At 63.9% G+C, this 13,444-nt stretch carries 11 protein-coding genes; 9 read left to right on the forward strand and 2 right to left on the reverse strand.

What is annotated here, in order from left to right:
- The 6 genes from ABSG20_RS15875 to ABSG20_RS15900 all read left to right on the forward strand — a co-directional run.
- On the forward strand, positions 1-1,361 hold a 1,361-nt coding region (locus ABSG20_RS15875), incomplete at its 5' end, for a DHA2 family efflux MFS transporter permease subunit (RefSeq protein WP_423865458.1).
- On the forward strand, positions 1,361-2,902 hold the full coding sequence (locus ABSG20_RS15880; RefSeq protein WP_423865459.1) for an efflux transporter outer membrane subunit: 1,542 nt from the start codon (positions 1,361-1,363) through the stop codon (positions 2,900-2,902). The genes ABSG20_RS15875 and ABSG20_RS15880, both read left to right, overlap by 1 nt.
- A 174-nt stretch (positions 2,903-3,076) precedes the next feature.
- Positions 3,077-3,730, forward strand: a complete 654-nt coding sequence (locus ABSG20_RS15885) for a tetratricopeptide repeat protein (RefSeq protein ID WP_423865460.1) — start codon at positions 3,077-3,079, stop codon at positions 3,728-3,730.
- Positions 3,731-3,763: 33 nt separating this feature from the next.
- Positions 3,764-4,345 carry a hypothetical protein gene (locus tag ABSG20_RS15890; RefSeq protein WP_423865461.1) on the forward strand — a complete coding sequence of 194 codons (582 nt, stop codon included), beginning with the start codon at positions 3,764-3,766 and terminating at the stop codon, positions 4,343-4,345.
- Between the two features lie 54 nt (positions 4,346-4,399).
- Entirely contained in the window at positions 4,400-5,785 is a 1,386-nt protein-coding gene (gene der, locus ABSG20_RS15895) for a ribosome biogenesis GTPase Der (RefSeq protein WP_423865462.1), read from the forward strand.
- A 74-nt stretch (positions 5,786-5,859) separates the two neighbouring features.
- The gene (locus ABSG20_RS15900) at positions 5,860-7,068 is read left to right on the forward strand and encodes a TCR/Tet family MFS transporter (protein ID WP_423865468.1); all 1,209 of its coding nucleotides are present in this window, start codon (positions 5,860-5,862) and stop codon (positions 7,066-7,068) included.
- Between the two features lie 10 nt (positions 7,069-7,078).
- On the opposite strand, the gene ABSG20_RS15905 is transcribed toward ABSG20_RS15900, so the two are convergent.
- The gene (locus ABSG20_RS15905) at positions 7,079-7,390 is read right to left on the reverse strand and encodes a hypothetical protein (protein WP_423865463.1); all 312 of its coding nucleotides are present in this window, start codon (positions 7,388-7,390) and stop codon (positions 7,079-7,081) included.
- A 214-nt stretch (positions 7,391-7,604) separates the two neighbouring features.
- On the opposite strand from ABSG20_RS15905, the gene ABSG20_RS15910 reads away from it, so the two are divergent.
- The 3 genes from ABSG20_RS15910 to ABSG20_RS15920 are packed head-to-tail and all read left to right on the forward strand — an operon-like array spanning position 7,605 to position 12,573.
- Positions 7,605-8,717: an HlyD family secretion protein gene (locus tag ABSG20_RS15910; RefSeq protein WP_423865464.1), complete on the forward strand. Its 1,113-nt coding sequence runs from the start codon at positions 7,605-7,607 to the stop codon at positions 8,715-8,717.
- Positions 8,714-11,446 carry a ribosome-associated ATPase/putative transporter RbbA gene (gene rbbA, locus ABSG20_RS15915; RefSeq protein WP_423865465.1) on the forward strand — a complete coding sequence of 911 codons (2,733 nt, stop codon included), beginning with the start codon at positions 8,714-8,716 and terminating at the stop codon, positions 11,444-11,446. The genes ABSG20_RS15910 and rbbA overlap by 4 nt, the downstream gene beginning before the upstream one ends.
- 2 nt (positions 11,447-11,448) lie before the next feature.
- On the forward strand, positions 11,449-12,573 hold the full coding sequence (locus tag ABSG20_RS15920) for an ABC transporter permease (RefSeq protein WP_423865466.1): 1,125 nt from the start codon (positions 11,449-11,451) through the stop codon (positions 12,571-12,573).
- Between the two features lie 18 nt (positions 12,574-12,591).
- On the opposite strand, the gene ABSG20_RS15925 is transcribed toward ABSG20_RS15920, so the two are convergent.
- On the reverse strand, positions 12,592-13,329 hold the full coding sequence (locus ABSG20_RS15925) for an aspartate/glutamate racemase family protein (protein ID WP_423865467.1): 738 nt from the start codon (positions 13,327-13,329) through the stop codon (positions 12,592-12,594).
- Positions 13,330-13,444 lie beyond the last annotated feature (115 nt).

A 13,444-nucleotide genomic window follows, 5' to 3' on the forward strand; every position in this document is an offset into this window, starting at 1 on the left:
TATCGGGCTGGCTCGGCGATCTGCTCGGGCGCAAGCGTTATTTCATCATCTGCATCGCGATGTTCACGGTCTGCTCGTTTCTGTGCGGCACCGCCGGCAGTCTTGCCCAGATCATCATCTACCGGCTCGCGCAAGGCTTTTTCGGGGGCGGGCTGCAACCCAACCAGCAATCCATCATCCTGGACACATTTCCACCGGCCAAACGCGGCGCGGCTTTCGGTGTCACCGCGATCGCTACCATCGTCGCACCCGTGCTTGGTCCGACCCTCGGCGGCTACATCACCGATCAGGCGAGCTGGCGCTGGATCTTCTTTCTCAACATCCCCGTCGGGGTGCTTGCGGTATTCCTGGTCTCGATCCTGGTCGAGGATCCGCCCTGGGAGAAGAACAAGAAAAGCCGCGGCATCGATTACATCGGCCTGTCGCTGATTACCCTTGGGCTCGGCTCGCTGCAGATCATGATGGACCGCGGCGAGGACGAGGGCTGGTTCCAATCCGGCTTCATCTGGGTGATGGCGCTGATCGCCTTTCTGGGCATTCTCGGCGCCATCGGCTGGCTGTTGACCGCCAGCAAACCGATCGTCGATCTCGCCGTCTTCAAGGACCAAAACTTCGCCGGCGGGTGCATCATGATCGCCGCGATGGGCGCGATCCTCTATGCCAGCGCCGTGATCATCCCGCAATTCGCCCAGCAGACCCTGAGGTATACCGCGACTTGGGCAGGGCTAGTCCTGTCGCCCGGAGGGATAGCCGTCATCGTGTTGATTCCGATCGTCGGCCGATTGATGACGGTGCTGCAAACCCGCTACATCATTGCGACGGGTTTCATGATCATGGGCGGAGCGCTGTTGTATTCGAGCGGGCTGACACCGAACATCGATTTCAGAACGCTGGTATTGATGCGAACCCTGCAGACCTGCGGCCTCGCTTTCCTCTTTGTGCCGATCAGCACGGTGGCCTACGCGACGCTGCCGCGCCGGCTCAACGGCGACGGCGCGGCGCTGTTCTCGATGTTCCGCAACGTGTTCGGCTCGATCGGCATTTCGCTGTCGACCGCCGAGGTCACGCAACGTTCCCAGGTCCATCAGACCTATTTGTCGCAATGGGCAAGTCCGTTCCACCAGCCCTACGAGACCTTGATCGCAAGCTATGCGCAGTCCTTGCGGGCGATGGGACACGCCGGAGCCGCGGTGAACCAGGTGGCGACAGGACAGGTCTACCAGGCCTTTCGCGAGCAGGCGACCATTCTGGCGTATTCCGACGTGTTCTATTATTCGGCCATCGTGGCCTTCATCGTGGTACCCTTTTGTTTTCTGCTCTCGCCAAAGACCGGCGGCCGTCCCGCTGGCGGAGCCCATTGATGATCCTCGGCGCGCTCAAGAACCTCTTGGCCGCTTTCTGCTGCTCTGCCGCCCTCGCCGGCTGCACCGTGGGGCCCAACTTCGTCCAGCCGGACTCCCATCTTCCGGAAGTCTCTTTCACGGGCGACGGCAAAGCCCCGGCCTCGCACGTGCCGGCGCCGACCGACCCGACCTGGTGGAACGTGTTCCGCGACCCCATCCTCACCAGCCTCGAACAGCGCGTCGCCGCCGCCAATCTCGACGTCAAGACCGCGACGCTGCGCCTGGCGGAAAGCCGCTTTCAGCGCGGCGTCGCGGCCGCCGCCCAGTTTCCCTCGATCGACGGCAGTGCCAAATATACCCGCGAGCAGTACAGCAATAACGGCATTGCCAGCCTGTTGACCGGACTGCTCGGGCCCTCCGCTGCCGGCACTAAGATAGGCCCGATCGACGAATACAACACCGGCTTCGACGCCTCCTGGGAACTCGATCTCTGGGGCCGTGTCCGCAGGCAGGTCGAGTCGGCCGATGCCCAGGTCGATCAGGCCGCCGACCAGCGCCGCGACGCGCTGGTGTCCAGTCTCGCCGAGCTTGCCAGGGACTACCTGCAGCTGCGCGGCGTGCAGACCCAGATCACTATCGCCAACGACAATCTGAAAGTCGATCGCGATATCCTGCAACTCGCCCAGGATCGGCAGCAGCGCGGTCTGCAGAACGGCCTCGATGTCGAGAACGCCGCCGCCCAGGTCGAATCCATCCGCGCTCAGATTCCGCAGCTGCAGCAGCAGGAATCCGAGGCCATCAACGCGCTCAGCCTGCTTTTGGATCAACCGCCGGGAGCGCTACGGGCCGAATTGGGTGTACGCACGGTGCGTATCGGACCGCCGCACGTACCGCTCGGCGTGCCCTCGGAATTGGCCCGGCGACGGCCCGACATCCGCGCCGCCGAGGATTCCTTGCACGCCGCGACCGCCACCATCGGTGTCGCCATCGGCGACTTCTATCCCAAGGTGCAACTCAACGGCACGGTCGGTTTCGACTCGCTGACGATCAAGCATCTCTATGACGCCAATTCCCTGCAATACATGGTGGGTCCCAGCGTGACCTTGCCGATTTTTGAGGGCGGCCGCCTGCGCAGTACGCTCGAGCTGCGCGAAGCCCAGCAGCAGGAAGCGGCGATCACCTACCGCAAGACCGTACTGCAGGCCTGGCACGACGTCGTCAACGCATTGGTCGCCCACCGCCTCGAACAGAACCGCCGCGCCAGATTGCAGGCGCAGGCCGACCACTCCCGCGCCGCGCGCGAACTCGCCCGAGCGCGCTACAAGGACGGCGTTTCAGACTTCCTGAACGTGCTCGACACCGAACGCAGCGTGCTCCAGGCCGAGCAGCAATATGCTGCCAGCACGACCAACGTCGCGCTGGACCTGGTGCAGTTGTTCAAGGCGCTCGGCGGCGGCTGGGAGACGACCTTTCCCGATGTGCCGTCGGAGACGGCGGCGTTCCCGGTTCCGGTCAATCCTCTCACCGTTGCCATCGAGGCCGCGCCGCAGCCGCATTAGGTCGCGATATCAAGGCCCTTTCGAGCTTAAGGATGTCTGGGGTAACACTCTGATCGGGCGGGTTTTGCCTTGCCGCCGCCATATCGCTAAGGTATCGCCGCAGCGGCGCCGGATTTTCAGCCTCTATGGCCTTAAGGATTGGGCTTGGCCGGCGCGGACGGGATACCCATCTAAGTGTCTGAATTATTTGACGAAGTTGACGAGGACGTCCGTCGCGACCAGCTCAAAAAGCTGTGGGAGCAATATTCGATCTTCATCATCGCCGGCGCGCTGTTGATCATCGCTGCGGTCGGCGGCTGGCGCGGCTACCAATATCTGGAGGCCAAGAAGGCTGCCGAGGCCGGTGCGGCCTTCAACAAGGCAGTGGAACTTTCCGAGCAGAATAAGCATGGCGAGGCGGAAGCGGCTTTTGCAGACCTCGCTGTAAAAGCGCCATCGGGCTATCGCCTGCTGGCACGGCTGCATGCCGCGGCGGAAGTTGCAACCCGCGATCCGCAAGCCGCAGTGAAGCTATATGACGATATCGCGGCCGATCGCAGCGTCGGCGCGTCGGAGCAGGATCTGGCCAGGATCCGCGCCGCCGGATTGCTGCTGGAAAGTGCTGACTATCCTTCTTTGCTTGTGCGCATCGAGGCTTCCGCGGCGCCGGGCGCGACCTTCCGCCATACCGCGCGCGAACTGCTCGCGCTGTCGGCATGGCGCGCCAATGATGTGGCGGCGGCGCGGCGGTGGCTGGATCTCATTGCCAACGACGGCGAGACGCCGCCAAGCCTGCGCTCGCGCGCCGAGGCCCTGCAGGCTTTGTTGCCCCCGGTCGCGAAGAGCTGACGGCAGGGAACTGAGTTGACTGGGAAATCGACCATGCGCCGCTCACAACGTTTGATCGCAGCCGCGGTTCTGATCGCGCTTTCGGGCGCGCTGGCCGGCTGCTCCAGCAGCCTGAGCAACTGGGATCCGTCCGATTTGCTGGATTTCCTCGATACCAAGAAGAAACTGCCCGGCGAACGCAAGCCGGTCTTCCCCGACGGCGTGCCGGGCCTTGAGCAGGGCGTTCCCAAGGAACTTTATAAGGGCAACGTCGGGCAGCAGCAGCTTGATCAGCAGAACGCCCAGGCGGTGGCGGCTGCCGCGCCGGCGCCGCCGGCCGAGGACCCCAAAACAAAGCAGGCGGCGAAATCCCGGGGCAAGAGCAAGGAGCCCGCGCAGGATTCGGCCGCGGCCCCGGACCCCGCCGCCGCGCCTGAGGAAGACGGCAGCACCACAGCCGTGCCGCCGGCGCCCAAGCCCAAGAAAATCGTGCGCCGGCGCACCACCGCGCCGCCGCCCGATCAGACAGCCGCGCAACCAGGGCAGCCCGCGCCACAGGCTCAGCCCGCGCCGCCGCCGCAACAAGCGGCTTCGCCATTCCCGGCGCCGATTCCGAGCGGCACCTTCACGCGCTGATTTTGCCTCCTAGTCTCATTGACACGCGCTCCATTGCGGGCGCAGGGATCGCTGATGTCCTTTACGATCACCATCATCGGCCGGCCCAATGTCGGAAAATCGACACTGTTCAATCGGCTGGTCGGGCAGAAGCTTGCGCTGGTCGACAACGAGCCCGGCGTCACCCGCGACCGTCGCGAGGGTGAGGCGCGCCTGGGTGATCTCGAATTCACCGTGATCGACACCGCGGGCCTCGACGAGGGCGCCAGGGGATCGCTCACCGCGCGGATGAAAGAGCAGACCGAGACCGCGATTGAGCTCGCCGACGCCTTGATGTTCGTGGTCGATGCGCGCGCGGGCCTGACGCCGAACGATCGGGCCTTTGCCGATTTCGCGCGCCGCGCCAACAAGCCGGTTTTGCTCGTCGCCAACAAGAGCGAGGGCAAGCACGGCGATGCCGGTGCCATGGAAGCCTACGCGCTGGGCTTGGGCGAGCCGATCCAGATCTCGGCCGAGCATGGCGAGGGGCTCAGCGAACTCTATGATGCGCTGCGCGGGTTGATGCCCGAGCCGGCCTCCGAGCCGGAAGAGTTCGACGATGACGACGTCATCGAGCCGGAACAGGACCTGGCAAAACGGCCGATCCGGGTGGCCATCGTCGGCCGCCCCAATGCCGGCAAGTCGACGCTGATCAATCATCTGTTCGGTGAGGAGCGGCTGTTGACCAGTGCCGAGGCCGGCACCACCCGCGATTCCATTGCCGTCGAGATCACCTGGCAGGGCCGGGATTTTCGCGTGTTCGATACCGCCGGCTTAAGGCGGCGCTCGCGGATCGAGCAAAAGCTGGAAAAGCTGTCGGTGGCGGACGCGCTGCGTGCCATCCGCTTCGCCGAGGTCGTGGTCTTGATGATGGACGCGCAGAACAAGTTCGAGGAGCAGGACCTGCGCATCGCCGACCTGATCGAGCGCGAGGGCCGCGCGCTGGTGATCGCCGTCAACAAATGGGATTTGATGGGCAAACAGTCCAGCCTGATTTCGGCGTTGCGCACCGAGGTCGACGATCGCTTGCCGCAGGTCAGAGGCGCGCCGGTCGTCGCGGTATCCGGCCTGATGGGCGAGGGCATCGACCGCCTGATGAGCGCGATCGAACAGGCTTATGCGGTGTGGAACATGCGGGTGCCGACCGCGGCCCTCAATCGCTGGTTCGAGCAGGCGGTGGACAAAAACCCGCCGCCTTCGGTGTCGGGCCGGCGGCTGAAGCTCAATTACATCACCCAGGCCAAGGCGCGGCCGCCGAGTTTTGTATTGTTCTGCTCGCGCGCCGACGCCGTGCCGCAATCGTACTTGCGCTATCTCGTCAATTCCTTGCGCGAATTCTTCGAGCTTCCGGGCACACCGGTGCGGATAACGCTGCGCGAGAAGGCCAATCCCTTCGCCCACAAGCGCAAGCGGCCTTCGTGAGCGAAACAGGTTCCGACAGCGTCCTCGAAGCGCCGCGGGAAACACTTCAGGAGGCGTCCCAACAAACGCATCCTGTGCACGGCGCGGCGGTGGCCTTTATCTTCGTGACCATCCTGCTCGATATGTTCGCGCTCGGTTTGATCATGCCGATCCTGCCCAAGCTGGTGGAAAGTTTTGTCGATAACGATACCGCGAGAGCGGCGCGGATCTTCGGTCTGTTCGGCACCGCCTGGGCGCTGATGCAGTTTTTCTTTTCCCCTGTTCTCGGCGCGCTGTCGGACCGGTTCGGGCGGCGCCCGGTGGTGCTGTTGTCGAATTTCGGGCTGGCTCTGGATTATGTGCTGATGGCGCTGGCGCCGTCATTGATCTGGCTGTTCGTCGGCCGGGTGATCTCGGGCATCACCTCGGCGAGCGTCTCGACGGCCTTTGCCTACATCGCCGATATCACGCCTGCGGAGCGGCGCGCGGCGGTGTTCGGCAAGGTCGGCGTTGCCTTCGGCGCCGGTTTTATCCTCGGTCCGGCGCTCGGCGGGCTGCTCGGGGGCATGAATCCGAGGCTGCCGTTCTGGGTCGCGGCCGGCTTGAGCTTTGCCAATACGCTCTACGGCCTCTTGATCCTGCCCGAGTCGCTGCCGCCGCATCGGCGCTCGCGGTTCCGATGGCGGAATGCAAATCCTTTTGGGGCGCTGCATCTGTTGCGGTCCGATCCCATCCTTGCTCGCCTGTCGGTGGTGAATTTCATTGCCCAGCTGGCGCATGTGGTCTTGCCTTCTACCTTCGTGCTCTATGCGACTTTCCGATATGGCTGGGACGCCAGAACCGTCGGCCTGACGCTGGCGATGGTCGGGATCTGCGCGATGGCGGTGCAGGGCGCGGCGATCGGGCCGATCGTGCGGCGGTTCGGCGAGCGGCGCGCGCTGTTGCTGGGGCTGGGCTCCGGCGCCGCCGGCTTCCTGATTTTCGGCGCGGCGCCGAACGGTGCTTTGTTCTGGCTCGGCATTCCAGTGATGGCGTTATGGGGCGTGGCGGGGGCCGCGACGCAAGCGCTGATGACGCAGTCGGTAGCGCCGGACCAGCAGGGCCGGCTGCAGGGCGCGACTACCAGCGTTCAAAGTGTTGCCCAGCTGGTCGGACCTTTTCTATTCACGCTGACATTTGCTTGGTTCATCGGCGCACGGGCGCCGCTGCCATTGCCGGGAGCGCCGTTCCTGCTGGCGTCGGCGCTCTTGCTGCTGGCGCTTGGGCTGGCGGCACGAACGCTGGCGATGGCGCGCGTTCGCTGAGCCCTATGAGCTATCGTACTTTTGCCGCGCTTTCCTTAATGAAGAACCCGACAGCGGCCATCGCAATGGCGCCTGCGACCGCACCCGTCAAGGCCTCGATGGCGGCGACTTCCGCCAACCTCGGTTCATTCACGCTGCCGCTGCCGGTGACGACCGTGAGCGCGATCTCCTGGAGGAAGTAGCCGCTTAGGGCGCCGGCTATCAGTCCGACAACGCTGTGTCCCAACCAGCCAAAGCGGTACTCATGGAAGGCCACTGCCGCCAGGTGAGCACCGACCAGGCCTGCAGCGGTCTGTACGATAAGGCTTGTCGTCCAGTCCATGATCGCGCGCTCCTGCCTCCAGGTTAATTCATTCTTTCGATACGCATAGACAGGAAGAATTGAGCCGCGCTTCGATGACCTCGATATGGCCAAACTGCAGCGATTTCGCGCTTGCCCGAGTTTGCGCCACCGCTCGGCTTGATATCGCTCAATACCGTCCGTGCGGACGGTGCCAGACAGGGCGAAGAGAATCAAACTTGATGGCGGAAGAGAAATGCAGCTGCCAACGAACGCTGTCGGTGAGAAACCAGCCGCCCCGACGGGCGAATCCCCATCGATCAAGCCTGAGAATCCGCAACCGGTCGCAGCCACCGGGAATTTGCCGGCAACTGTATCGCGCGCGGGAACCAGGCGGCGGTTACGGTTGTCGATCTGGCTGTTGATCGTCGTTTTCGCCGCAGGCGGCGGTGGCTTCTATTGGTGGAAGAATGCCCAGTCGCAACTGCCCGCCGGCATCAGCTTTGGCAACGGCCGGCTTGAGGCCGACGAGATCGACATCGATACGAAGTTTCCGGGCCGGATCGCGGAACTGCGCGCCGAGATCGGCGACATGGTCAGGTCAGGGCAAGTGGTCGCCCGCATGGACACCAGAGACCTCCAGGAATCCCTGAAGAAATCGCAGGCGCAGGTCAGCCAGGCGCGGCGGGCGATCGCGGAGGCCAATGCCAATCTGGAGCAACAGCGCACGCAACAGACACTTGCCGCGCAGGAACTGGAGCGTACGCAGGGCTTGCTGAAGCAAGGTTTCGCGACCATGGAGCTGTTTGACCAGCGCAAACAGGCTCTGGATGCCGCCAATGCGGGGTTGCGAGCCGCAACGGAAAGGGTTGCACAAACCGAACGCGCGCTCGAAGCATCCGAGCACGACGTCGGGCTCACCACCGTCAACATCATCGACAATGATCTGGTGGCCCCGCGCGACGGCCGGATTCAATACCGTGTCGCCAATATCGGCGAGGTGCTTGCCGCCGGAGGCAAAGTCTTCACCATGCTGGACATCTCCTATGTCTACATGGACATCTATCTGCCGACCCCGGAAGCGGGCAGGATCAAGGTCGGCACCGACGGCCGGATCCTGCTCGATGCCTACCCCAACACACCGATCCCGGCGAAGGTCTCCTTCATTGCGAGCCAGGCGCAGTTCACGCCCAAAACGGTGGAAACCCAGAGCGAGCGCGACAAATTGATGTTCCGGATCCGGGTGCGGATCGATCCCGATCGTTCGCGCGATCACGCGCCGTCCGTCCGCAGCGGACTGCCCGGGGTGGCCTACCTGCGCGCCGACCCGGCTGCGGCATGGCCCAAAAACCTGCAAGGCGCGCCATGACCAGCCGGGGCCGGCCTGTTGCCGCCCTCGACAGGATCACCCAAGCCTACGGTAAGGTCATGGCAATCGATGACGCAACGATCAGCATACCCGGCGATTGCATGGTCGGGCTGATCGGTCCGGACGGGGTGGGGAAGTCCACGCTGCTCAGTATCATCGCGGGCGCGCGCCGGATTCAAAAAGGCCGCGCGATGGTCCTTGACGGCGACATCGCCGACGCCGGGCACCGGGCGCAGGTTTGTCCGCGGATTGCCTACATGCCACAGGGGCTCGGCAAGAACCTCTATCCGGACCTCAGCGTCCGCGAGAATATCGAGTTTTTCGGCCGCCTGTTCGGACAATCCCGCGACGAACGCAACTGGCGTATTGCGGAACTCCTGGACAGCACCGGACTGGCTGACTTCGAACACCGGCCGGCGAAGAAGCTGTCCGGCGGCATGCGCCAGAAATTGGGCCTGTGCTGCTCGCTGATTCACGATCCGGATCTGCTCATCCTGGATGAGCCGACCACGGGTGTCGATCCGCTCTCCCGCCGCCAGTTCTGGGAACTGATCGACCGCATCCGTTCCCGCCGTTCGGGCATGAGCGTCATCGTGGCGACCGCCTACATGGAGGAGGCCGAGCGGTTCGACTGGCTGGCGGCGATGAACGCCGGCAAGGTGCTGGCCACCGGATCTCCCGCTGAACTCAAGGCAGGCGCCGGCGCCGCGACGGTCGAGGATGCCTTCATCGCCTTGCTTCCGGAACAGCCGGGCGGCCGGCGCCGGCTGCAGATTCCGCCGCGTCGTATCATCGATGGGGATCCGATCATCGTCGCGCGCGGCTTGACCTGTCGCTTCGGCGATTTCACCGCCGTCGACGCCGTCAACTTCACCATCGAACGCGGCGAGATCTTCGGCTTTCTCGGCTCCAATGGCTGCGGCAAGACCACGACGATGAAGATGCTGACCGGCTTGCTGCCGCCGACATCAGGCGAGGCGCTTTTGTTCGGCAGGCCGCTCGACGCCAATGACACGAGTGTGCGCTATCGCGTCGGCTACATGTCGCAGTCGTTCTCGCTCTATACCGAGCTGACGGTCCGGCAGAACCTCGAGCTTCATGCGCACATCTTCCACCTGCCGGCGCAAAAGGCGTCGGTGCGTATCGCCGAGTTGGTCGGATATTTTGGCCTTGGGGATTATCTCGATCAACGGACCCTCGATCTGCCGTTGGGGATCCGCCAGCGGCTCTCGCTGGCGGTTGCCATTGTCCACGAACCCGAGATCCTCATCCTGGACGAGCCGACCTCCGGCGTCGATCCGCTGGCGCGCGACCGTTTCTGGGAAGCATTGATCGATCTGTCGCGCAACCATGGCGTGACGATTTTCGTCTCGACCCACTTCATGAACGAAGCCGAACGCTGCGACCGGATCTCGCTGATGAATGCGGGGCGGGTGCTGGCGACGGGAGCGCCTGCCGACCTCGTCGCCGCCCGCGGCGCTGCCACTTTGGAGGACGCCTTCATCAGCTATCTCGAGGCGGCAACGGGATCGCGCGCCAACGTGGAATTATCCACCTCGCCCGGCCTCGTTCGCCAGCTGCCGCCGCCAAAAGCAGGACGCTCGTTTTTCAGCCTGCAGCGATTGTTCGCCTATGCCATCCGCGAGACCCTGGAACTGCTGCGCGACCCGATCCGGCTTGGTTTCAGCCTGCTTGGCACGACGCTGTTGATGCTGGTATTCGGCTTCGGCGTGTCGACCGACGTCAATAACCTGTCGTTCGCCGTGCTCGACCGCGACCAAACCCCGGAGAGCCGTGCCTATCTGGAGGAGCTCCGGGGCTCGACTTATTTCACGGAGAAGGCCCCGATCAATACCGATGCCGAGCTCGACAGCCGTCTCAAGAGCGGAGACATATCGGCGGCGGTCGAGATCCCGCCAAGCTTCGGCACCAATCTCAAACGCGGGCGCCCGGTTTGGGTCAGCGCGCTGATTGACGGCGCGATGCCGTTCCGGGCCGAAACCATACGCGGCTATCTGCAGGGCATGCACCAGCTGTACCTGACGGATCCGGCGGTGAAAACCACGGAGCCTTCTGCCTCGCCGCCGGCCGATATCGAAATCAGGTTCAAATACAATCAGGATTTCGACAGCATCTATGCGATGGTGCCGGCCAATATGTCGATGCTGCTGGCGCTGTTTCCGGCGATCCTGATGGCTTTGGCCATCGTGCGGGAAAAGGAGCTGGGGTCGATCACCAACCTCTATGTGACGCCGGTCAGCCGGCTTGAATTCCTGATCGGCAAGCAGTTGCCTTATATCGCCGTTGCGCTGGGCAATTTCGCCCTGATGCTGCTGCTGGCGCTGTTCGTTTTCCAGGTGCCGCTGAAGGGAAGTTTTCCGACCCTGCTGGCTGGCGTCGTGATCTATGTGACGGCGATGACCGGCTACGGCATGCTGATTTCGGCGTTCACGCGCACCCAGATCGCCGCGCTGTTCGGTACCGCGATCCTGACGGTTCTGCCCGCGACCCAGTTCGCCGGCATGATGACGCCGGTCTCCTCGTTGGCCGCCGAGGCGCAAATCATCGGCCGCGGATTTCCCATGACCTACTTCGTGCCGATCAGCGTCGGCACCTTCACCAAGGGGCTCGGCATCGCCGACCTCGGCGGCGATGTGCTGGCGCTTTTGGTCTTCGTCCCGGTGCTGACGCTGTTGAGCGTCCTTTTGCTGCGCAAACAGGAACGCTGATGATGCGCAAGGCTGCGAATATCTATTGGCTGGGGGTCAAGGAGCTGCGCAGTTTCCTGCGCGACTTCGTGCTGCTTGGATTGGTGGCCTATGCCTTTTCGCTGGCGGTAACGCTGCAGGCGCGGAGCAATGCGCAGGAGCTGCATAATGCCTCGATCGCCATCGTCGATGAGGACCACTCCGAGTTGTCGCGCCGCATTGCGCATGCGTTCCTTCCGCCGCTGTTCCAGCTGCCGAAACCGATCGCCGAGCGGGACATCATTCCCGCGATGAACGGCGGACGTTTCACCTTCGTGGTGGATATCCCGCCCAACTTCGAGCGCGATGTATTGGCCGGGCGGCAACCCGCCCTGCAGGTCGACGTCGATGCCACCGCGATGGTGCAGGCCGGCCTTGGCTCCGGCTATGCGCAGCAGATCATCACCACCGAGATCGCGGACTTCCTCTCCCATGCCCAGGGCACCAGACTGTCGCCGGTCAATCTCGACGTCAGGATTGCGTTCAATCCGAATCTGACGACCGCCTGGTTCACCAGCGTGATGGCTGTGATCAACAACATCACCATGCTGGCCATCATTCTCGCCGGTGCGGCGGTGGTGCGGGAGCGCGAGCATGGCACCCTGGATCATCTCCTGGTGATGCCGCTGACGCCGTTCGAGATCGCGCTGTCGAAGGTATGGGCCAACGGGCTCGTGATCACGGTCGCGGTCGCGCTTTCGCTGTATGTGGTGCTGCGCATGACGCTGGGGATCCCGGTGGCGGGTTCGATACCGCTCTTCATGGTCGGCGTCGTGATCTACCTGTTCTTCGCCACCGCGATCGGGATCTTTCTGGGGACGATCGCGCGGTCGATGCCGCAGCTCGGCCTGCTCTACATGCTGGTCTATCTGCCGATGAACATGCTGTCGGGCGGCAACACCCCGCTCGAGAGCATGCCGCTCTGGTTGGCCCGGCTGATGCAGGTGTCGCCATCGACGCATTTCGTCGCCTTCGCGCAGTCCATTCTCTACCGCGGCGCCGGGCTGGACGTGGTGTGGCCGCAATTTCTCGCCGTCGCCGTCATCGGAGCCCTGTTCTTCGGCCTGGCCATCCTGCGTTTTCGATCCTCCGTGGCGCAGGCCACCTGACGGGCTCTCGCCGGCAGATCAATTCGAGGTCGCCCCGAGCAAGGTCTCCAGCGCTGCACTGAGGCCGATGGTTTTGACCGGGCCCCGTTCGCGCTGCGAACCCTGCCGCGGCTGGCGCGCGGCGCTGATGACCGCCTGCATTCCGGTTTCGACGGAGCAGAGCAGAGGGATGGAAACGCCTGGTTGCAGCCGCGCGGCGAGACCGGCGAGAGCCGCGCCGCCGAGGATGACGACATCGGCGCCGCCCTGCGTTCTGCAGGCTTCGCAGGCCCTGGCCAGATCAGCCAGCGCGGCGTCGGGATCGTTGGCGATGAGGTCGCCGGTCGGAGCAATGGTTTGGACGCCGGCGAAGCGGTCGGCGAGGCCAAGCGTCGCGACGAACTCCGTCAACATCGGCTTCCACAACGCCCCGCCGGTGACGATGCCGAAGCGGTCGCCGCGTGCGCAGGCGGCGTGGCACGAGGCTTCGGCCATGCCGATCACCGGCACCGGGGAGACTTCGCGCAACGCCAATAGTCCGGGGTCGCCAAAACACGCCAGATAGACGGCGTCGCAACCTTGGACATGCGAAGCCAGGAGATCGAGCCCGGCGTGGGCGGCAATGGCAGCGGCGGCACGGGTTGAGATGTAGCGCGCGCCAAAGCGTCCGGTCACCGGCACGATCTCATCATTCTCGCCGACCATCGGACGAACGTATTGGGTGATGAGATCAGTAACCGAGGTGGTGGTGTTCGGATTGATCAGCAGGATTCGCAAACGACGCGCTCCGTTGTCGGACCTTGAACCGGGTAGGATTGCGAGCTTATACCCGATAAGAAGCAAGGCACGTGCCAATTACGACAGTTCTTCATCGTCGACGCTACGGCTCGTC

The organism is Bradyrhizobium sp. (genome assembly GCF_049512235.1).
In the GTDB taxonomy this organism is placed as follows: Bacteria; Pseudomonadota; Alphaproteobacteria; order Rhizobiales; family Xanthobacteraceae; genus Bradyrhizobium.